Raw genomic sequence first — 20692 nt, 5'->3', positions numbered from 1 at the left:
GGAATACCGTCACCTTCGACAACGCGTGGCGGGCCCGCGGGATTCCCCGCCGGGGCCGGCCGCGACGCCGACTCCTCGATGGTCGCACGCGGCGGCCGGGCCGTCACCCTGGTTTCACGGCCCATGGCACCGCGTAACGCACCGCATGCCGCCCCGCCCGGGCGCCCGGCAGCGCGGCACCCTTCGTGCTCTCTTTCGCCGTCGGCCGCCAGTCGGGGTGTCCCGGCATCGGCGGCGTCTTCTTGCCGTACAGCCAGGGGTGGAGGAATCCGCTCAGATCGCGCCCCGCCACCTGGGAGGCCAACCGGATGAAATCGGCGGTCGAGGCCACTCCGTCGCGGTGGCGGAGCACCCATTCCCGCTCCAGCCGGTCGAAGGCGGTCCGGCCGATCCGCTGCCGCAGCGCGTACAGCACCAGCGCGCTGCCGTCGTAGACGACCGGGCGGAAGATGCCGATCTGCTGGTCGGAGTCGGCGGGCTTGGGGGCCGCGGGCGGCCCTCCCTCGGCCCGCCAGGCGTCGGACTGCTCGTACGCCTTGCGCATCCGCCGCTTCAGGCTCGCCTTACCGCGCTCATCGGCGTACAGCGCCTCGTACCAGGTGGCGTGGCCCTCGTTGAGCCATAGATCGGACCAGCGGCGCGGGCTGACGCTGTCGCCGAACCACTGGTGCGCCAGCTCATGCACCATGATCGATTCGATGTACCACCGGGGTAGCTGCTCGCTGGTGAACAGATCGCGCTCGAAGAGGGAGAGCGTCTGTGTCTCCAGTTCGAAGCCGGTGGTGGCGTGGGCGATCAGGACGCCGTAGTTCTCGAAGGGGTAGCGCCCGGCCTTCTTCTCCATCCAGGCAAGCTGTCCGGGAGTGCGCGCGAGCCACTTCTCCAGCCGTGCGCGGTCCGCCGCGGGTACGACGTCGCGCACCGGCAGCCCGTGCGGCCCGGTGCGGCGCGGCACGGCGGAGCGGCCGATGGAGATCTGCGCCAGTTCGGTGGCCATGGGATGGGCGAGGCGGTACGTCCAGGTGGTCCGCGATCCCTTGCGGACGCGCTGTCCGGGAAGTCCGCCCGCGACGACCGTAAGGCTCTTCGGTGCGGTGATCCGGAAGGTGAAGCGGGCCTTGTCGGCGGGGTGGTCGTTGCAGGGGAAGACCCGGTGGGCGGCGTTGGCCTGGTTGGCCATGACCAGCCCGTCGCCGGTACGGACCCAGCCGCCGTTGGCGCCGCCCCGCGGATCGCTGGTGTGGTGGACGGTGACCCGGAAGGCGGCGCCCTTACGGAGCGGGGTGGGCGGCGTGACCACCAGGTCCTCACCGGCCGTCACGAACCGGGCCCGCGCTCCGTCGACCCGCACCGAGTCCACGACGCCCTGGGCGAAGTCGAGGTTGACGGTGCGCAGGGGGGCGGTGGCGCGGGCGTCGATCGTGGTGACGGCGTCGAGCGGCCGGTCCTGACGGCGGTAGTCGAACGCGATGTCGTACGCCGTGACGTCGTACCCGGGGTTGCCGAGCTCCGGGAAGAGCGGGTCGCCGATGCCCAGGGGCCCAGGGTGCGTGGACGATACCGGCCCCGCGGCGGAGGAGGGGCCGACCGCGAGGAAGACCGCGGCCATGGCCGCGGCCACCAGCGCGGTCCTGCGGCGCCCGGTGCGCGGCGGCCAGGGGCGGCGCCCCGAAGAAAACGTCATGCCCTACGGCTACCAGCGCCCCGGCGCCGGCGCAGTCGCTCCCGGCTTTGATCCACCCAAAGGAGTTCAGGCGGCCCGGCTGCGTTCAGGAGCGCGCCGCGGCCATGCTGCGGCCCTCGCGTGTCACGTCGTAGACCCCGGGGACGTTGCGCATGGCCCGCATCAGCGTCGGCAGCCGGCCCGCGTCGGGCAACTGGAGCGTGTAGGTGTGCCGGACCCGCTGCTCACGGGGCGGTTCGACGGCGGCCGCGACCACCTCCGCGCCCTCGGCTGCGATGGCCTCGGTGAGATCCGCGAGCAGATGCGGCCTGCTGAACGCCTCCGCGAAGAGGGTCACGCGATAGTCGCCGCCCCCGTCCCCGTCGTCCTCGTCAGCCCAGCGCACCGCGACGGCCGTGCGCCCGGCCGCGGTCATCCGCGCCACCCCGGGGCAGCGCTCGCGGTGCACGGTGACGGCTCCGCCGCGGACCGCGAAGCCGGTGACCGCGTCGGGCGGCACGGGGGTGCAGCAGCGGGCCAGCCGTACGGTCGCGCCGGGTCGGTCGACGACGATGCCCGCCTCGGGGCGGACCGCCCCGGCCGCGGGGCCGGCGGTTTCGCCGCCCTGCGAAGCCTGCGAGCCCTGCGCGTCCTGTCCGTCCTGGCCGTCCTGGCCGGAGAGGGTGGAGGCGGACTCCGCCCCCGGCTCCTGGACCGCGTCCCGGGACTCGTGCTGGGCGGGCTGCGGCGCCGGGTGGGCGGCCAGCCAGCGGTTGATGGCGATGCGGGCGGCCGGGGTGCGGGCGTGGTCGAGCCACTCCGGCGAGGGGCCGTGCGAGGCGGCGTCCCGGGTGTCGCCGGCCATCAGGAGCTGCAGGGTGTCGCCGTCGCGCAGCACCGTGCTCAGGGTCGCGATCCGGCCGTTGACCCGGGCGCCGATACAGGAGTGCGCGTCCTCGCCGTACAGGGCGTACGCGGCGTCCACACAGCTCGCGCCCGCGGGCAGGCCGAGCGTCCCGCCGTCGGAGCGGAAGACCGTGATCTCCCGGTCCTGGGCGAGGTCGTCGCGGAGCGAGGTCCAGAAGAGGTCGGGGTCGGGGGTGGCGCTCTGCCAGTCGAGCAGCCGGGACAGCCAGCCGGGACGGGTCGGGTCGGCCCGCTCGCCCTCGGGGGCGTCGGCGCCCTCCGTCGGGGTGTACGGATTGCCGAGGGCGATCACTCCGGCCTCCGCGACCCGGTGCATCTGATGGGTGCGGATGAGGACCTCGGTGACCTCGCCGTCCCGCCCGGCCATGGCCGTGTGCAGCGACTGGTAGAGGTTGAACTTGGGGACCGCGATGAAGTCCTTGAACTCCGAGATCACCGGGGTGAAGCAGGTGTGCAGCTCGCCCAGGACCGCGTAGCAGTCCGCGTCGTCGGAGACGAGGACGAGGAGGCGGCCGAGGTCGGCGCCGGTCAGCTCGCCGCGCTTGAGCCCGACCCGGTGGACGGAGACGAAGTGCCGCGGCCGGACCAGGACTTCGGCGGTGATGCCGGCCTCGTGCAGCACGCCCCGAACGTCCTCGGCGGCGCGGGCCAGCGGGTCGGGGCGCCCGGCGTGGGCCTGGAGGAGCTCGCGGGTCCGCGCGTACTCCTCGGGATGGAGGATGGCGAAGACCAGGTCCTCCAGCTCGGTCTTGAGCGCCTGCACCCCGAGCCGCTCGGCGAGCGGGATCAGCACATCGCGGGTGACCTTGGCGATGCGGACCTGTTTCTCGGGGCGCATCACGCCGAGGGTGCGCATGTTGTGCAGCCGGTCGGCGAGTTTGATCGACATCACCCGGACGTCGTTGCCCGTGGCGACGAGCATCTTGCGGAAGGTCTCGGGCTCGGCCGCCGCGCCGTAGTCGACCTTCTCCAACTTGGTGACGCCGTCGACGAGATAGCGGACCTCCTCGCCGAACTCCTCCCCCACCTGATCGAGGGTCACCTCGGTGTCCTCGACGGTGTCGTGGAGCAGCGAGGCCGTCAATGTCGTGGTCTCGGCGCCCAGTTCGGCGAGGATCAGCGTGACGGCCAGCGGATGGGTGATGTACGGCTCACCGCTCTTGCGCATCTGGCCGCGGTGGGAGGACTCAGCCAGGACATACGCCTTGCGGAGCACATCCAGATCGGCTCCGGGATGGTGTGCGCGGTGGACCTTGGCCACATGCTCGATCGCGTCCGGCAGCCGGCCGCGGGAGGCCGGCCCCAGCAAGGCTGCCCGGCTGAACCTGCGGAGATTGCGCAGGTCGATGCGGGGGAGACCGCGCCTGCGGCCGAACGGGGCCTGGTCGGTGGCCTCTGCGCTCATGGGCAACCTCCGGCGGCGTCGAGCGTCAACCGGCGTGGGTACTCCCCCGGGGCCGGTGCTTGATGCTATCGAGCCCATCACGCACGGCCGACCGGCTCTCGCCCAGAGTGAAACGGATCACCCATTCGAGGGAAGTGTCAGCCGAGGTCCGTGCGCAGCCAAGCGGGATCCAGTTCCCCCTCGGCCACGATCACGGCAGGGCCGGTCATCTCCACCGTACCGTCCGGCCGTTCACTGATCACAAGGCGCCCTCCCGGGACGTCCACCGTGTAGGTGACGGGGTGGCCGGTGACCGCCGGGTCGGCCCCGTCACGGCGCGCGGCGGCCACCATCACGGCGCAGGCGCCGGTGCCGCAGGAGCGGGTCTCACCGGAGCCGCGCTCATGCACGCGCATCGCGACATGGCGCGGTCCGCGGTCGACGACGAACTCGACATTGGTGCCGTGGGGGTACGCGGAGGCGGGGCGCACGGCGGGGGCCGCGAGCAGATCACCGGCCTGGGCAAGATCGTCGACGAAGGCGACCGCGTGCGGGTTGCCCATGTTCACGTTGCGCGCGGGCCAGCTCTGCTCACCCACCGTGACCGTCATCTCCGCCTCGGGGCCGGGCCCGGGCAGCGTGGCCTCGCCCATCACCACGGTGATCGGGCCGTCGGGCCCCGCCGTGGCCTCGCCCGGCTGTGCGGCGTCACCGACGTCCTTGGCGATGTGGACCCGGCGTACTCCGGCCCGGGTGGCGACCGCGAGATCGCCCGCTTCGGCGAGACCGGCCCGCTGCAGATACCGGGCGAAGACGCGGACTCCGTTGCCGCACATCTCGGCGATGCTGCCGTCGCTGTTGCGGTAGTCCATGAACCACTCGGCCTGGTCGGCCATGGCCCGCGCCTCGGGGTGTGCCGAGGACCGCACGACGCGGATCAGCCCGTCACCGCCGATACCGGCACGGCGGTCGCAGATCCGGGCGACGGCGGCCGCGGACAGCTCCAGGCTGCCGTCCAGGTCGGGGACGATGACGAAGTCGTTCTCGGTGCCGTGACCCTTGAGGAAGGACAGCCGTGGTGCGGTGCTCATCCCTCGATCCTACGGGGCACCGCGTGCGCCGTCCCTCCGTGCCCGGGCCGTCGGCGCCGGGCGGGCCGCACGGCCGCCACGAACGCACCGCCGCGAGGCGCGTGCCGGGCGCCGTAAGGCCGCGAGGATCCGCCGCAGGGGCCTAGCGGAGGCGGGCCACTCGCCAGAAGGTGAGGGCGGCCAGCAGGGCCACGATCACCACGTAGAGGACGACGAAGCGCCAGTCCGGGCGGCGTCCGGAGCCTCTGGGGGGAAGGCCCGGCCAGGTGTAGCCCACCCGGCGGGCGGCCATCAGGCCCCAGCCCGCCGCGCAGCAGCTCAGCAGCAGACCGAGCATGGCCACGACCGCCCCTCCGTCGCCGAACTCGAAGGCGAGCGGGAAGGCGAACATCAGCGAGCCGAGGATGGCGAGGCCGACGATCGGCGCGATCTGCCAGATCCGGAGCCGGCGCGGCGGGCGCAGCTCCCGGAAGGACTCCCCGGAGATGGATCCCGCGGCGTGCGGGTCCGCGGAGCCGTCATCGAGGACCGGTGCGCCGGTCTCGTGGAGCGCTCCGGTCTCATCGGGGCCGTCGGGGGTCAGCGGCCCCGCGTCTCCGTGCGGCGATTGCTGCGATGCGTCGCGAGGGCCGGCCTCCATCGCCACACGCCCTCCCAACTCCAGACACCACGGCACGATCGGAGCTTGATGATGGCATGCCCGCCGGGGCCCGAATGACGAGCTGAGCGTCCCGATGCCATGACGTGATCAGGCTGTGACCGCCCGTTCAACCAAGGCGAGCGCGCTCGCCAGGAGTTCCCCTCTGCGGTCGGCGGCTCCGCTCAGCCAGTGGACCCGGGGATCACGGCGGAACCAGGAATCCTGGCGGCGCGCGAACCGCTTGGTGGCGCGCACGGTTTCGGCCCTCGCCTCTCCCTCGGTGCACTCCTCCGCGAGCGCGGCGAGCACTTGCTGATAGCCGAGGGCGCGGGAGGCGGTACGGCCGGAGCGCAGCCCGGCGGCCTCCAGCAGGCGGACCTCCTCGACCAGCCCCGCGTCCCACATCCGGTCCACCCGCAGGGCGATCCGCTCGTCCAGCTCGGGCCGCTCGACGTCGACGCCGATCTGGAGCGTGTCGTAGACCGCCTCATGCCCGGGCAGATTGGCGGTGAAGGGGCGGCCCGTGATCTCGATGACCTCCAGCGCCCGGACCACCCTGCGGCCGTTGCTGGGCAGGATCGCACGGGCCGCCTCGGGGTCGGCGGCGCCGAGCCGGGCGTGCAGGGCCCCGGAGCCGCGCTCCTCCAGCTCGGCCTCGAGCCGGGCCCGGACGGCGGGGTCGGTGCCCGGGAACTCGAGCGCGTCGATGGCCCCGCGGATGTAGAGGCCGGATCCGCCGACCAGGACGGGGGTGCGGCCCTCGTCGAGCAGGCGGTCCATCTCGGCGCGGGCCAGCCGCTGGTACTCGGCGACGCTCGCGGTCTGGGTGACGTCCCAGATGTCCAGCAGCCGGTGTGGCACCCCCTGCCGCTCGTCCTCCGTCAGCTTGGCGGTGCCGATGTCCATGCCCCGGTAGAGCTGCATGGAGTCGGCGTTGACGACCTCGCCGTCGAGATGTCTGGCGAGCGCGACGCCCAGATCGGACTTTCCGGCCGCGGTGGGGCCGACGACGGCGATGACTCGCGGCGGGTGGCCTGCAGTATTCACCCGGCCAGTCTCGCAAACGCCGGGGGCCTCCTCGAATGAGCGACGTGACGAGGCACTGCCGGGTTCGTTGCCCGCTTGCGAGGTTCCGGAGGCCGGTTCACGGAATCGGCCTCCGCGCGCGGCGCAAGGGAACGCTCCGAGCGGCACGGGATTTCGCCCGCACGAGTAAGGTATGGAGTAGATATGGGCGTGTTTTCCAGGTTTCGTCGCGATCGTCATGTGCCGAAAGAGGCGAGCCGCTCGTCCGAGAAGGCACCGTCCACACAGGACGCCCAGGTCACGGCCGACGCCATGACGGCTGAGGCCGCGTCCGGGACAGGCGACGGGGCTGAGATCGCGCGGAGCGGGAAGGAGAACCCGGCGGGTGAAGGCGCCGGGATCCCCAGGCAGCAGTCCGCCGCCGAGGCGGCCGACAGTGAGACCGGTGAGAGCGCCCGCACATAGGCAGCCGACGAGGGTAGGTGGCACATGGGCCTGATGGACAATCTCAAGGCCAAGGCCGGTGAGATGAAGGGCAAGGCCGGCAGCCTTGCGCAGCAGCACGAGGCCAGGATCGAGCGGGGCCTGGAGAAGGCGGCCAAGACGGTCGACACCAGGACCAAGGGCAAGTACAGCGCCAAGATCGAGACTGGCAGGGGCAAGGCGAAGGGCGCTCTCAACCGCCTCTCGCACATGGACGAGGACAAGCCCAAGCGCAAGCGCAACGAATAAGGCCGGCCAGGCCAGGACGGCGCCCAGGACGGGGGCGGGCGACGCCGGGCCCCGACCGGCCGGCCCCGCCGGTACGCGGCCGTGGAGCGGACGTTCCACGGCCGCGAGCGGTCTATGAAGACCAGCTCGCCACGAAATACCCCACCCCGTACGGCGCTTCGTCATACCGCAACTCCCCCTTCAGGGGCGCCCCCTCGGCCGACCCCGCGAGCACCTGCAGCGGCGCGCGGCCCGCCGCCTTGAGCTCGTACGCCAACTCCTCGTCGAGCGCGGCCAGCGCCCCGGTGTCGGCGGCCGCCAGCGCCCGCGCCACCTCGGCGTCGAACGGGGCCGCCCGCTCGTCGAGATAGCCCGGCGCCTTCAGCGTGCGGCATGCGGTGCCGTCGCCCATCACCAGCAACGCGATCCGCTCCGCCCGCCCGGCGAGCTCCCTTCCAACTTCAATACACCGCTCGGCCGCGAGAGGTTCCCCCACACCCAGCCCCTCGACGGGCACCGCCGGGTCCCACCCCGCGTGCTCCAGCAGCCAGGCGGCGACCGCCAGCGACAGTGGCAGCGAGGACGCAAGCGGGGGCGAGGGGCTCCGCCCCGCGGCATCGTCGCCGACGGACACCCCGTCCGGCGGCGACGCGGCCAGCCGCACATCCAGCTCCACGCCGAAGCCGCGGAACGATCCGGCCGCGCCCTGCGCATGCGGTCCGCGCCCGGCACGCTCGGCCGGCCCCACCACGATCAGGCGCTCCGGACGCGCCGCCGCGACGGCGCGGACGGCCTCGGCGCATGCCGCACGCAGTCCGTCCAGCTCGGGAGCGGCTCCGGCGGCGACCTCGGGCACCAGCAGCGGCGGACACGGGCAGACGGCGGCGGCGATCAGCATGATCGTCAGCCTAGCCGTGCGCTCAGTCGCAGCCGCAGCCCGCGGTGGGCGTGGCCGGCAGCGGCGGCGGGGCGCCCACCGTCGGCAGGCCCAGCATCACACCCGCGGGCTTCTTCTCCCCGGCTGCGTTCCGCCGTTCCCAGGCGTCTCCGGCGCGGGTGCGCCGCACACCCCGGGCCGGGCTCTCGGCCAGCAGATGGTGTGGGGCGGCGTAGGTGATGTCGACGGTGACGACGTCGCCGGGGCGCACCGGCTCCTCGGGGCGCGCGAAGTGCACCAGGCGGTTGTCGGCGGCGCGGCCGGACAGCCGCCGCGTGGCGTCGTCCTTACGGCCTTCACCCTCGGCGACCAGCACCTCCAGCGTGCGTCCGATCTGCTTCTTGTTCTCCTCCCAGGAGATCTCCTCCTGGAGGGCGACCAGCCGCTCGTAGCGCTCCTGGACAACCGCCTTGGGCACCTGCCCGTCCATCTCGGCGGCGGGCGTCCCGGGCCGCTTGGAGTACTGGAAGGTGAACGCCTGGGCGAAGCGCGCCTCGCGCACCACGTGCAGCGTCTGCTCGAAGTCCTCCTCCGTCTCACCGGGGAAGCCGACGATGATGTCGGTCGAGATGGCGGCGTCCGGCATCGCGGCGCGCACCTTCTCGATGATGCCGAGGTAGCGCTCCTGCCGGTACGAGCGGCGCATCGCCTTGAGCACGGTGTCCGAGCCGGACTGCAGCGGCATGTGCAGCTGCGGCATCACGTTCTCCGTCTCCGCCATGGCGGAGATCACGTCGTCGGTGAAGTCGCGCGGATGCGGCGAGGTGAACCGGACCCGCTCCAGGCCCTCGACCTTCCCGCAGGCGCGCAGCAGCTTGCTGAACGCCTCGCGGTCGCCGATGTCGGAGCCGTACGCGTTCACGTTCTGGCCGAGCAGGGTGATCTCGGTGACGCCCTCGGCCACCAGGGTCTCCACTTCGGCGAGGATGTCGCCGGGGCGGCGGTCCTTCTCCTTGCCGCGCAGCGCCGGGACGATGCAGAAGGTGCAGGTGTTGTTGCAGCCGACCGAGATGGAGACCCACGCGGCGTACGCGGACTCGCGCCGCGTCGGAAGGGTGGAGGGGAAGGCTTCCAGGGACTCGGCGATCTCGACCTGGGCTTCCTCCTGGACGCGGGCGCGCTCCAGCAGCACCGGCAGACTGCCGATGTTGTGGGTGCCGAAGACCACGTCGACCCAGGGGGCCTTCTTGACGATGGTGTCGCGGTCCTTCTGGGCCAGACAGCCGCCGACGGCGATCTGCATGCCCGGCCGCCGCGCCTTGATCGGTGCGAGCCGGCCGAGGTTGCCGTAGAGGCGGTTGTCGGCGTTCTCCCGCACCGCGCAGGTGTTGAAGACGACGATGTCGGCCTCGCCCTCACCGGTGCCCTCCGTTGCGCGGACAAAGCCCGCCTCTTCCAGTAGGCCCGAGAGCCGCTCGGAGTCGTGGACATTCATCTGGCACCCGTAGGTGCGGATCTCGTAGCTCTTGGTTGCTTGAACGTCCACTGCCAGGCTCCGGTCGCTGCTGATGGTCACGCATCAAGGGTAGGCGCTCACAGAAGCCCCCCTGCCTGGCGGTGGGCCGGGCACTCCTCGGCACACTGTGTTCCATGACACGGAACAGCTCCCAGGGCAACATGCTCGACAAGGCAGTGGCGGTTCTCGACTGCTTCCGGCCCGACGGCGGCGCGTTCCGTCTCACAGAACTCTCCGCGCGTACGGGGCTGGCCAAGACCACCGTGTTCCGGCTCTGCGCCGATCTGGTCCGGCTCGGCCTGCTCGAACGCGCCGCCGAGACCTATCGGCTCGGCGGCGCTCTGTTCGAGCTGGGCTCGCTCGTCCCGCGCCGACGTGACCTGCGGGAGGCCGCGCTGCCGTTCCTGCAGGACCTCTTCGAGGCCACCCACGAGACCGTGCACCTCGGGGTCCGCGAAGGCCACGAGGTGGTCTATGTCGAGCGCATCCACGGCCACGACGCCCTTCGGTTGCCGTCCCGCATCGGCGGCCGCCTCCCCCTGACCTGCACCGGCGTCGGTAAGGCGCTTCTGGCGTTCTCGGGCTCCGAGCTGGTCGAGGACGTCCTGGCCGCGTCCCTGCCCCGCCTCACCCCCCACTCGATCATCCATCCGGACCGGCTGCGCACGGCCATCGAGCAGGCCCAGGTCGCGGGTCTGGCCTATGAGGAGGAAGAGGCGGCTCCGGGGGTCAGCTGCATCGCGGCTCCCGTCTTCGACGGACCGACGGCGGTGGCGGCGCTGTCGGTGGCCGTACCCCGCAGCCGCTTCCGGCCCGCGCAGCTGGCCCCGGCCGTCCGGACCGCGGCCCTGGGTCTGTCGAGGGCCCTGCGGTCCGGCACGTGACCGAGCGCCCGGCGGGATCCGCGGCTCGCCCCTCCCCTCCCGGGAGCGGGGCTGGCAGGATCCTCGCCATGGCCGTCACCTTTCCGCGCCTGGACCGGCGCCGTGCCCTGCAGTCCGCCGCCGCGGGCCTCGTCGCCCTGGGGCTGCTGCTGTGGTGGCTGCTGGCGATGGGCGGCGGCCCCTCGCCGAGCGGCCGGGCGACCTTCGCGACCGGGGTCTCCACCGGGGTCTACGACACCTATGGCCGGATGCTCGAGCGGGACCTCGCCCGGGACCTCCCCGATGTCGATGTGCGGCTGGAACAGACCAGAGGGTCCCCGGACAACGTCCAACGGCTGGCCCGGGGCAAGGCCACCTTCGCCATCGCCGCCACCGACGCCGTCGCCGCCTACCAGGGGGAGGGAGCCGGGCGGCTGCGGGCCTGCGCCCGGCTGTACGACGACTACATGCAGCTCGTCGTGCCGAGGGGCTCGGCCGTGCGATCAGCCCGCGACCTGAAGCATCTGCGGGTGGGCGTGGGCGACGACGGCTCGGGCGTGCAGCTCATCACCCGGGCACTGATCAAGGCCGCCGGGCTCGACTTCAATCGGGACATCCGCGCGGAGCGGGTCGGCATCGACGCCATGCCGAGGCTGCTGCGGCAGGGCAAGCTCGACGCCTTCTTCTGGTCGGGCGGGCTGCCGACCACCGCGGTGCGCACCTTGGCCCACGCCTACCCGATCCGGCTCGTCCAGCTCGGCGACCTCACCGGCCCGCTGCACCGGCAGGGCGGGGTGACGCGCTACTACCGGGCGGCCACCGTGCCCGCCGACGCGTACGAGGAGATACGCAGGCCGGAGCCGGTCAAGACGATCGCCGTACCGAACCTCCTGGTCACCACGGACCGGGTGGACCCTGATCTGGCGGAGGGCGTCACCCGCACGGTGATAGAGAACCGGGACCGCATCGGGGCGAAGGTGCACGCCGCCCAGAAGGTGGACCTGCGGACCGCCGTCTTCACCGATCCGCTCGCCCTCCACACGGGCGCGGCGCGCTATTACCGCTCGGTCAAGCCGTAGCCGGGCTACGTCCGAGGTCGGCCGAAACGGCCGAGGCCCCGCTGGAGGGTCCGGCAGGATCCTCATATGACAGTGAAGAACGGCAGGCGGTGGAACAACACCATCCACTACCACCCCCGCATCCTCGGCGCGGTCCCCGACGGCGCCCAGCGCGCCCTGGACGTCGGCTGCGGCGAGGGCATGCTCGCCCGCGAACTCCGGCAGGCCGTACCGCACGTCACCGGCATCGACCTCGACGCGGCCGGCATCGATCTGGGACGCGCGTACCGGGACGATGTCGACTACATCCTCGGCGACTTCGTGAGCCATCCCTTCGAGCCCGCCTCGTTCGACGTCATCGCGTCGGTGGCCGCCCTGCACCACATGGACGGCGCCACCGGGCTGGCCCGTATGCGCGACCTGCTGCGGCCCGGCGGGGTCCTGGCCGTCGTCGGCCTCGCCCGTAACACCCTGCCCAAAGACCTGCCGCACATCCTCGCCGGTGTGGCCGTCGGTGCCGTCCACCGCGCCGTGAAAGGGCTGTGGCACCACCCGTCGCCCATCGTGTGGCCGCCGCCGGTGACGTACCCGGAGATGCGGGCGATGGCCGCCGAGATCCTGCCCGGCTCGCAGCACCGCCGTCATCTCCTGTGGCGTTACAGCATCATCTGGCGCAAGCCGCAGGGTTGAGCGGCCTTGTGGTCGGCTCCGCCGCACGTCCTTACGGTCTTCCTCGCGTCCTTACGGTCTTCACGTTCTCGTTCTCACTGGGCCCGGTCCCTTCACGTGCTCACTCGGCCCGGTGCGCGGAACGGTGATGGTCACGCGCAGCCCGCGGGGCTCGTTGGGGGCGTAGTCGATCGTGCCCCCGCCCGCCGCGAGCAGGGCGCGGGTGATGGACAGGCCCAGGCCCGAACCCGAGATGTTCTGGTGGCGGCTGCTGCGCCAGAAGCGGTCGCCGACCCGGGCGAGTTCGTCCTCGGTGAGGCCCGGGCCGCCGTCGGCGACGACGATCGCGACGGTGTCGCCGTCCGCGCGCGCCGAGACCTCCACATGCGCCCCCTCGGGCGTGAACTTCAGCGCGTTGTCGACGACGGCGTCCAGTGCGCTGGACAGGGCCACCGGGTCGGCCCAGCCGGTGATGGCCGCGGGGCCGGTGTAGGCGAGCCCGACCTCCTCCCGAGCGGCCACCAGAAGCCAGGCGTCCACCCGGTCGGCCGCCAGCTCCGCGATGTCGGTGAGCCGCAGATCGGCGGCGGAGTGCTCGGCCAGGGCGAGGTCGAGCAGATCGTCCAGGACGCTGGCCAGGCGCTTGCCCTCCGCGCGCACCGAGCCGATCTCCTCATGGCCGTCCGGCAGGTCGAGCGCCAGCAGCTCGATGCGCAGCAACAGCGCGGAGAGGGGATTGCGGAGCTGGTGGGAGGCGTCGGCGACGAACGCCCGCTGCTGCTCCAGGACTTGTTCGACGTTGTCGGCCATCTCGTTGAACGAGCGGGCGAGCCGCCGCAGTTCCGGGGGCCCCGAGGCGGCCGCGACACGCGACTGCATCCGCCCGGTCGCGATGTCGTGGGTCGCGGTGTCCAGGACGCGCACGGGCCGCAGCACCCATCCGGTCAGCCGGACGGCGGCCCCCACGGCCAGCAGCATCGCGGCGCCTTCGCCCGCGCCGATGACCAGCCAGCCGTGCAGGGTCCGTGACCGCATCTGGCCGGTGGGCGAGTCGGTGACGACGACGGCCACCACGTCCCCGTCGCGGACGACGGGGGAGGCGACGGTGAGCCTGCCCCGCTGCCAGGGCCACACCTGGGGCGGATCGTGGCTGCGGCGCCCGGCGAGGGCCTCGTCGAAGGCCCGGGCGCTCTCGCCCGTGTCCGGCAGCCGCCAGCTACCGGGCGCCTCGGCCATGGGCCGCGCGTCCCGGTCCCGGTAGAAGACTCCGGCCCGGATGCCGTACAGGTCGTGGTAGCGCTTGAGCTCGGCGCGCAGGGTGTCCAGCCGCTCGTCCCCCTCGGCGCCGACCGCCCCCGTCGGCCCGGCGGTGACGAACTGGGCGAGCGCGGCGAAGCGCGCGGTGTCGTCGATCCGGTCGACGACCACCCGCTGCTGCTCCCGGGCGGCCACGCTCCCGGCGAGCGGGAAGCCGAGCGCGAGCAGCACGCCCGCCATAAGGACGATGAGAAGCGGGAGGAGTCGGGTGCGCACCTAGGGAATCCCGGTCGCTCAGCGGGACGGGGCGACGAGGCGGTAGCCCACCCCGCGCACCGTCTCGATCAGGGCGGGCATCCGCAGCTTGGAACGCAGGGAGGCGACATGCACCTCCAGGGTGCGCCCCGTCCCCTCCCAACTGGTGCGCCAGACCTCGCTGATGATCTGCTCCCGGCGGAAGACGACACCGGGGCGCTGCGCGAGCAGTGCCAGCAGATCGAACTCCTTACGGGTGAGCGAGACGGTCGTGCCGTTGACCGAGACCTGGCGGGTGGGCAGCTCGATGGTCACCGGGCCGAGCCGCAGCGGCGGATGGGGGCCGTCCGGGCCCTCGTCGGCGCCATGGCCCGTGTCCTGGGGGGCCGTGCGGCGGCTGACGGCGTGGATGCGGGCGAGCAGCTCCATGGTGTCGTACGGCTTGACCACATAGTCGTCGGCGCCGAGGTTGAGCCCGTGTATGCGCGAGCGCACATCGGCGCGCGCGGTCACCATGATCACGGGGGTGGCGGTGCGCTTGCGGATCTTGCCGCACACCTCGAAACCGTCCTGGTCGGGCAGGCCGAGGTCGAGGAGTACGACGCCGAAGGGGGCGCCGGAGTCGGGCAGCAGTGCCTGTAGCGCCTCCTCGCCGCTGCGGGCATGGGTGACCTCGAAACCGTGCCGGGAGAGGATGGCCGACAGGGCCGCGGCGACGTGGTTGTCGTCCTCGACGAGCAGCAGTCTCACCAGCCCCTCCGCCACCTTCCCGTACCAGCGGAGACGCGCGCCGTACGCGCCCCCGTCACCATGGCTTCGAATACGGCCACGAACATGGCCACAGGGCATCCACCCCGATCGAGGGGCACCCGTCAAGACGCATTCGGTCACACACCGGTTTCCGTTATGCAGCCGGTACAGCCCGCGTCGTCTCGTTCACGCAGCGTGTCACGCCGCAGCCATATCGTTATCCTCAATTTCAGCTCAGATGTAATGACGCTGGTCGCGGCCGGTCATTACTGTCCTCCCAACCGAGGAGGACGGAGCGAGACGCCGATGAGCGAAGTATCGGTGACCAAGGACGCCGCACCGGTGGCGGACGCGTTGGTTGCGCTGTCAGGGGTCAACAAGCACTTCGGCGCGCTGCATGTGCTCCAGGACATCGACCTGACCATCACCCGGGGCGAAGTGGTCGTCGTCATCGGGCCGTCCGGGTCCGGGAAGTCGACGCTGTGCCGCACGGTCAACCGGCTGGAGACGATCGACGCCGGGTCCATCACGATCGACGGCAAGCCGCTGCCCCAGGAGGGCAAGGAGCTCGCCCGGCTGCGCGCCGACGTCGGCATGGTCTTCCAGTCCTTCAACCTCTTCGCGCACAAGACGGTGCTCGAGAACGTGATGCTGGGCCAGGTCAAGGTCCGTAAGACGGACAAGAAGGCCGCCGAGGAGAAGGCCCGTACGCTGCTCGACCGGGTGGGCGTCGGTGCCCAGGCGGACAAGTACCCCGCCCAGCTCTCCGGCGGCCAGCAGCAGCGCGTGGCGATCGCGCGCGCCCTGGCCATGGACCCGAAGGTGATGCTCTTCGACGAGCCGACCTCGGCGCTGGACCCGGAGATGATCAACGAGGTGCTGGAGGTCATGCAGCAGCTCGCCAGGGACGGCATGACGATGGTCGTCGTCACGCACGAGATGGGCTTCGCCCGCTCCGCCGCGAACCGGGTGGTCTTCATGGCCGACGGCCGGATCGTCGAAGAGGCCGAGCCGGAGCAGTTCTTCAGCAACCCCCGCAGCGACCGGGCCAAGGACTTCCTGTCGAAGATCCTTCACCACTGAGTCCACACCGGCCCGGCAGACCGCCGGCACGTTCGCCACTGCGTATCTGGACCACTGGACCACGTACTGAACACAGAGGGATGGGCACCATGAGGATTCGTAAGACGGCCGCGGCGGCCACGGTGGTTCTCGCGCTGGCCGCGACGGCGACCGCCTGTGGCGGCGAGAAGGGCACCGCCGGGGACAAGCCGAAGGGCGGCGAGGTCTACAGCGGCGACTACACGGTCGCGAAGGACGTGAAGATCGACTCGTCGACCCTGAAGGCGGCGCAGAAGCGCGGCAAGATCGTCATCGGCGCCAAGGCGGACCAGCCCTTCCTCGGGTTCCAGGACACCGAGGGCAAGCGCTCCGGCTTCGACATCGAGATCGCCAAGATGGTCGCCGCCGACCTCGGCTTCTCCGCGGACAAGATCACCTTCAAGACGGTGGACTCCAACGTCCGCGAGACCTCGATCTCCAAGGGCCAGGTCGACTACTACGTCGGCACCTACACCATCAACGACGAGCGCAAGAAGCAGGTCGGCTTCGCGGGCCCGTACTACCAGGCCGGTGCCGACCTCCTGGTCCGCATGGAGGACAAGGGCAAGATCACCGGCCCGGACAGCATCAAGGGCAAGAAGGTCTGCTCGATCGTCGGCTCCACCCCGCTCCAGGAGATCAAGAAGCCGAAGTACGGCGCCAAGACCACCGAGCTGAGCAAGTACTCGCTCTGCGTCAAGCAGCTCCTCGACGGCCAGGTCGACGCGGTCACCACCGACGACGCGATCCTCAAGGGTTACGCCGCCCAGCGCTCCACCAAGCTGCACGTGGTCGGCAAGCCGTTCACCGAGGAGCCGTACGGCATCGGCATGAACAAGAACGACAAGGCGCTCCGCGACGCGATCAGCGACTCGCTCGAGGAGCACATCAAGAACGGCGACTACAAGAAGGCGTACGAAGGCACGCTCGGCAAGTCCGGCTCCTCCTACGTCGCCCCGAAGACCCCCCTGCCCCGCTACTGAGCAGGATTCCCCGTTCGCCTGGAAGCCGGTGCGCTCCGCACGCCGCTGACCTGACCGCTACCGCGGAGAATCGATGAACGTACTCCTCGATCATTTGCCCCAGTTCCGTGAGGGGTTCCTGGGAACCCTCTCCATCACGGCGGCCAGTGCGGCGCTGGCTCTCGTCCTGGGCATTGTCATAGCCGGCTTCCGGGTGTCGCCCATACCGCCGCTGCGGGCCTTCGGGACGGCCTGGGTCACCCTGCTGCGCAACACCCCGCTGACCCTGCTCTTCCTGATCGCGTTCTTCGTGATCCCGCAGATCTTCTTCCCGGGAACGAGCCCGTTCGTTCTCGCCATGGGGGCGCTGGGCTGCTACACGTCGTCCTTCGTCTGCGAGGCCGTACGGTCCGGTATCAACGCCGTGCCGCTCGGCCAGGCGGAGGCCGCCCGCAGCCTGGGGATGACCTTCTTCCAGACCCTCCGGCTGATCGTGTTCCCCCAGGCCACCCGGTCCGTGATTCCCCCCATGAGCAGCATCTTCATCGCGCTCACCAAGAACTCGGCCATCGCCGGGGCGTTCAGCAACACCGAGCTGTTCAATGTCTCGAAGCTGCTGAGCGACAAGGGCTTCGCGATCGGCTGGATCTTCCTGTGGATCGCGCTGTGCTACCTGGTCATCACCTTCGCCATCAGTGGTCTCTTCCGACTGCTGGAGAGCCGCCTGGAGGTGGCCCGATGAGCTCGAGCGTCCTGTACGACGCCCCCGGCCCCAAGGCCCGCGTCCGGAACCGCATCTACTCCGTCGTCGGCGGGCTGGCCGTCCTCGGGCTGATCGTCTTCGCCGTGGTGCGGCTGAACGACAAGGGTCAGTTCGCGCCCGGGATGTGGAACATCTTCAACTACGCGGGCGTGCGGACCAGCATCCGCGACGGTGTGGTCACCACCTTGAAGGTGTTCGCGGTCGCGGCGGTCCTCTCGCTGGCCCTCGGCGTCCTGCTCGCCGTCGGCCGGCTCTCGGACCACAAGGCCGTCCGCTGGTTCGCGACCGGTTTCATCGAGCTGTTCCGGGCCGTCCCGCTGCTGATCACCATCTACGTGCTGTGGGTGCTCTTCCTGACCTACCGGTCGGACCTGGGCCTCAGCGGTGACAACACCGGCTTCTGGGCGCTGGTCATCGGACTGACCGTCTACAACGGCTCGGTCCAGGCCGAGGTGCTGCGGGCGGGCATCAACTCGGTGCCCAGGGGCCAGCGCGAGGCCGCCTACGCCCTGGGCATGCGCAAGACCCAGGTCATGATGACGGTCCTGGTGCCGCAGGCCGTACGGGCGATGCTGCCGACCATCATCAGCCAGCTGGTGGTGACGCTGAAGGACACCTCCCTCGGCTATGTCATCACCTACCAGGAGCTGCTGTTCCAGCTTCAGCAGCTGGCCGGGAACATCGTCGTCAACGACGACAACCCCTACGTTCCGGTGATCATCGTCGGCGGCGCCATCTACATCGCGATGTGTCTGGCCCTCTCTGCCCTCGCCACCTGGATCGAGCGGCGCGGCCGGCGCGCCAAGACCGGCATCCGGGTCGCGGACGCGGGCCAGCCGCTGGCGGCCGCCGACGCGCTCGACGTCGTCGACCACTCCACGGTCTCCGCCCCGGACGCGCCCACCGGCAAGACGAACTGAGGGACCGTCCGGGGGCCGGGAGGACGAGCGACCGGGCGACCGGGCGGAGGTCCGTCCGGGGGGCCGGGCGGACGAGTGAAACCCTTACCAGGGCGGTGGCGCACGCGCCACCGCCCTTCGTCGCTTGACGCGGGCAGCGGCAGTGGGTTGCATGCTTTCTGTGATCGCTCACCGGGTTTCAACTGCCAATTTCCGTACGTCGCGTACGACCCGCAGGGCCACAGGAACCGCACCGTGGACCCGGTGATCGTCGCCGGGGCGGGCCCGGTCGGCCTCACCCTGGCCCTCGCCCTGGCGCGCCTCGAGGTGCCCGTCATCCTGCTGGACGAGTCCACGGGCGGCGAGGAGAGCCGACTGGCCCGCACCGTCGTGCTGCGCCCGGACGCCGCCGCCCTGCTGGAGCGGCTGGGCTGCCGGGTCACCGCCCGGACGCGGCCGTGGACCGGATGGCGCACGATGCGGCGGCGGCAGTTGGTACGGCAGGTGGCCCTCACGCCCGGCAGCCTCTTCGGCGGCGAGCGTGGCGCCGGCGGCTGGGACGGCGTCCTTACGGAGGCCATGGACTCCCCCGGCGCTGACGGGCCGGAGGACGAGGCGGCACCGGCGCCGACGGCCTCACCGGTGCATCTGCCCCAGCATGAGCTCACCCGGGCGCTGCGGGGCTCGCTGGCCGCCATCGGCGACGAGGACCTCGTCCGCATCGTCTCCGGAAGCCGGATCGACAGCCTGGAGCAGGACGACCACGGGGTCGGGGTGCGCACCCGGGGCGCCCAGGCCACCTGGTGGCGGGGCAGCTATCTGGTGGGCTGCGACGGACCGCGGTCCACCGTCCGCAAGCTCCTGGGCGTGCGCTTCCCGGGCCGTACGGCGGTGGAGCGGCACGCCGTCGCGGCGCTGCGCGCCGAACTCCCCTGGCCCGGCGAGGCCGTGCTGCACCGCTCCCCGCCCTGGCGCAGCATCGACGCGGAGGTGACCGCCCGGCCGCTGCCGCACAGCCTGTGGCGGGTCGACTGGCTGCTGCCGCCCGGCCGCGATCTCGTCACCCCCGATGCCCTGCTGGTGCGGGTGCGCGACACCCTCACGGGGTGGTGCGGGGATTCCGAGCCCCCCTATGAGCTGCTGGACACCGGCGTGCACACCCTGCACCACCGGCTCGCGCTGCGCTGGCGCGTGGGGCGCGCCTTCCTGGCCGGGGACGCCGCCCATCTGCTGGGCGCGCTCGGCACCCAGGGCCTCGAAGAGGGGCTGCGGGACGTCGACAACCTCGCCTGGAAGCTGTCCCTGGCCTGGCACCACGGGGCCTCGGAGGCTCTGCTGGACAGCTATCAGGCGGAGCGGCGCGGAGCCGTGGGGGCCCGGCTGCGCGCGGCGGACCAGGCGCTGCCGCTGGTACGGGCGGCCGGCGGCTGGCACGCGGTGCGGCGCACCGTGCGGCCCGGCGGGGCGCGCGGGCACGACGCGCTGCTCACCGACGGTCACCTCGGACAGGGTCCGCTGGGCGCGCCGCCGGTCTACGACCGTTCGCCACTGGCCCCGGCGGCGCTGCCGGACGGCTCGATCACGGTGGGCACGCCGCCCGGGGCGCCGGTCACCGATGTGCCGGTGACCGCGCCGGACGGCTCGGTCGTTCGGCTGCGGGAGCGGCTCGGCCGGGAGCTGCTGGTGGTGCTGGTCGCCCCCGGCACCGGGGTGTGGGACCGCCGTCACTGGATGCGCGCCGGGCTGATGCCGAGGCTGGCGGCTGCCGTCGCGGCGCTGCCCATGCGCACCGAGCTGCTGGTCGCCGAGGCGTATCCGGGAGCCCCGGCGCACACGGTGCTGCTGGTGCGGCCGGACGGCCATCTCGCCGCGGCGCTGTCCGGGGTGCGGCCGAGCGCGCTGTACGCGTGCGCGGACGCGGTCAGGGGCGGGAACGCAGCCAGGGGCGTACCGGCGGAGGCGAGCGCGCGGCGCTAGTGCGGGATCGATCAACGAGGCCGCGCCGGGGTCGCGCTCGGGCGTGCGGCTTGCGTCCAGGCGTGCGGTCCGTGTCAGGGCGTGCGTGGTCCGGGCGCGAGCCGGTGAGGTTGACCTTCCTTTCCGGCACATGATTCACTGCGCAGCGTGACTGACACCTGCTTGCCTCGCTTCTGGCGGAGGGTCCATCTGGACCTGGTCCGCTACGCGGGCTGTGTCTGTCGTCCGTCCTGTTGATCCGCTTCTTTCCCGCGCGGTGCGGCCGCGCCTCTATTCGCGATCACTCAGGACGGTCCTCTGTGC

At 71.8% G+C, this 20692-nt stretch carries 20 protein-coding genes; 11 read left to right on the top strand and 9 right to left on the bottom strand.

Annotation, left to right across the window (positions count from 1 at the left end):
* Positions 1–103 precede the first annotated feature (103 nt).
* The 5 genes from STRVI_RS09185 to miaA all read right to left on the bottom strand — a co-directional run bounded on the left by STRVI_RS09185 (position 104) and on the right by miaA (position 6752).
* Positions 104–1684, bottom strand: coding sequence for a M1 family metallopeptidase (locus tag STRVI_RS09185; protein WP_050993643.1), 1581 nt, complete (start codon positions 1682–1684; stop codon positions 104–106).
* An 85-nt stretch (positions 1685–1769) separates the two neighbouring features.
* Positions 1770–3995, bottom strand: a complete 2226-nt coding sequence (locus tag STRVI_RS09180; RefSeq protein ID WP_014055359.1) for a RelA/SpoT family protein — start codon at positions 3993–3995, stop codon at positions 1770–1772.
* A gap of 137 nt (positions 3996–4132) precedes the next feature.
* On the bottom strand, positions 4133–5065 hold the full coding sequence (dapF, locus tag STRVI_RS09175) for a diaminopimelate epimerase (RefSeq protein WP_014055358.1): 933 nt from the start codon (positions 5063–5065) through the stop codon (positions 4133–4135).
* Between the two features lie 142 nt (positions 5066–5207).
* Positions 5208–5705, bottom strand: coding sequence for a hypothetical protein (locus tag STRVI_RS09170; protein ID WP_014055357.1), 498 nt, complete (start codon positions 5703–5705; stop codon positions 5208–5210).
* Positions 5706–5813: 108 nt separating this feature from the next.
* Positions 5814–6752 carry a tRNA (adenosine(37)-N6)-dimethylallyltransferase MiaA gene (gene miaA / locus STRVI_RS09165; RefSeq protein ID WP_014055356.1) on the bottom strand — a complete coding sequence of 313 codons (939 nt, stop codon included), beginning with the start codon at positions 6750–6752 and terminating at the stop codon, positions 5814–5816.
* A gap of 219 nt (positions 6753–6971) precedes the next feature.
* On the opposite strand from miaA, the gene STRVI_RS09160 reads away from it, so the two are divergent.
* Positions 6972–7196 carry a hypothetical protein gene (locus tag STRVI_RS09160; RefSeq protein ID WP_043238294.1) on the top strand — a complete coding sequence of 75 codons (225 nt, stop codon included), beginning with the start codon at positions 6972–6974 and terminating at the stop codon, positions 7194–7196.
* A 24-nt stretch (positions 7197–7220) separates the two neighbouring features.
* Positions 7221–7463 carry an antitoxin gene (locus STRVI_RS09155; protein ID WP_014055354.1) on the top strand — a complete coding sequence of 81 codons (243 nt, stop codon included), beginning with the start codon at positions 7221–7223 and terminating at the stop codon, positions 7461–7463.
* Positions 7464–7575: 112 nt separating this feature from the next.
* Here STRVI_RS09155 and STRVI_RS09150 read toward each other — a convergent pair whose 3' ends face one another.
* Both STRVI_RS09150 and miaB read right to left on the bottom strand, forming a co-directional pair.
* Positions 7576–8340: a class III extradiol dioxygenase subunit B-like domain-containing protein gene (locus tag STRVI_RS09150; protein WP_014055353.1), complete on the bottom strand. Its 765-nt coding sequence runs from the start codon at positions 8338–8340 to the stop codon at positions 7576–7578.
* Between the two features lie 22 nt (positions 8341–8362).
* On the bottom strand, positions 8363–9814 hold the full coding sequence (gene miaB, locus STRVI_RS09145) for a tRNA (N6-isopentenyl adenosine(37)-C2)-methylthiotransferase MiaB (protein ID WP_251982874.1): 1452 nt from the start codon (positions 9812–9814) through the stop codon (positions 8363–8365).
* A 182-nt stretch (positions 9815–9996) separates the two neighbouring features.
* Between miaB and STRVI_RS09140 the strand changes: the two genes are divergently transcribed.
* The 3 genes from STRVI_RS09140 (at position 9997) to STRVI_RS09130 (ending at position 12446) form a co-directional block, all read left to right on the top strand.
* On the top strand, positions 9997–10719 hold the full coding sequence (locus STRVI_RS09140) for an IclR family transcriptional regulator (protein ID WP_043235638.1): 723 nt from the start codon (positions 9997–9999) through the stop codon (positions 10717–10719).
* A 68-nt stretch (positions 10720–10787) separates the two neighbouring features.
* Positions 10788–11777 (top strand): TAXI family TRAP transporter solute-binding subunit, encoded by a 990-nt coding sequence (locus tag STRVI_RS09135; protein WP_014055350.1) that lies wholly within the window; start codon positions 10788–10790, stop codon positions 11775–11777.
* Between the two features lie 66 nt (positions 11778–11843).
* Positions 11844–12446 (top strand): class I SAM-dependent methyltransferase, encoded by a 603-nt coding sequence (locus STRVI_RS09130; protein ID WP_014055349.1) that lies wholly within the window; start codon positions 11844–11846, stop codon positions 12444–12446.
* A 60-nt stretch (positions 12447–12506) separates the two neighbouring features.
* Here STRVI_RS09130 and STRVI_RS09125 read toward each other — a convergent pair whose 3' ends face one another.
* Both STRVI_RS09125 and STRVI_RS09120 read right to left on the bottom strand, forming a co-directional pair.
* Positions 12507–13958, bottom strand: coding sequence for a sensor histidine kinase (locus tag STRVI_RS09125; RefSeq protein WP_014055348.1), 1452 nt, complete (start codon positions 13956–13958; stop codon positions 12507–12509).
* 18 nt (positions 13959–13976) lie between these two features.
* Positions 13977–14687, bottom strand: a complete 711-nt coding sequence (locus tag STRVI_RS09120) for a response regulator transcription factor (RefSeq protein ID WP_014055347.1) — start codon at positions 14685–14687, stop codon at positions 13977–13979.
* A gap of 306 nt (positions 14688–14993) precedes the next feature.
* Between STRVI_RS09120 and STRVI_RS09115 the strand changes: the two genes are divergently transcribed.
* The 6 genes from STRVI_RS09115 (at position 14994) to STRVI_RS55885 (ending at position 20626) form a co-directional block, all read left to right on the top strand.
* The gene (locus STRVI_RS09115; protein ID WP_014055346.1) at positions 14994–15770 is read left to right on the top strand and encodes an amino acid ABC transporter ATP-binding protein; all 777 of its coding nucleotides are present in this window, start codon (positions 14994–14996) and stop codon (positions 15768–15770) included.
* 89 nt (positions 15771–15859) lie between these two features.
* Positions 15860–16771, top strand: coding sequence for a glutamate ABC transporter substrate-binding protein (locus tag STRVI_RS09110; protein WP_014055345.1), 912 nt, complete (start codon positions 15860–15862; stop codon positions 16769–16771).
* A 73-nt stretch (positions 16772–16844) separates the two neighbouring features.
* On the top strand, positions 16845–17492 hold the full coding sequence (locus STRVI_RS09105) for an amino acid ABC transporter permease (protein ID WP_014055344.1): 648 nt from the start codon (positions 16845–16847) through the stop codon (positions 17490–17492).
* Positions 17489–18433, top strand: a complete 945-nt coding sequence (locus STRVI_RS09100; protein WP_014055343.1) for an amino acid ABC transporter permease — start codon at positions 17489–17491, stop codon at positions 18431–18433. Before STRVI_RS09105 ends, STRVI_RS09100 begins: the two co-directional genes overlap by 4 nt.
* 234 nt (positions 18434–18667) lie before the next feature.
* Positions 18668–20389 carry an FAD-dependent monooxygenase gene (locus STRVI_RS09095; RefSeq protein WP_014055342.1) on the top strand — a complete coding sequence of 574 codons (1722 nt, stop codon included), beginning with the start codon at positions 18668–18670 and terminating at the stop codon, positions 20387–20389.
* A 147-nt stretch (positions 20390–20536) separates the two neighbouring features.
* Positions 20537–20626: a putative leader peptide gene (locus STRVI_RS55885; RefSeq protein ID WP_309471148.1), complete on the top strand. Its 90-nt coding sequence runs from the start codon at positions 20537–20539 to the stop codon at positions 20624–20626.
* Positions 20627–20692 lie beyond the last annotated feature (66 nt).

Source organism: Streptomyces violaceusniger Tu 4113 (genome assembly GCF_000147815.2).
Lineage (GTDB): Bacteria > Actinomycetota > Actinomycetes > Streptomycetales > Streptomycetaceae > Streptomyces > Streptomyces violaceusniger_A.
The sequence above is the reverse complement of the archived record's forward strand: the minus strand, read 5'-3'. Positions and strand labels throughout refer to the sequence as shown.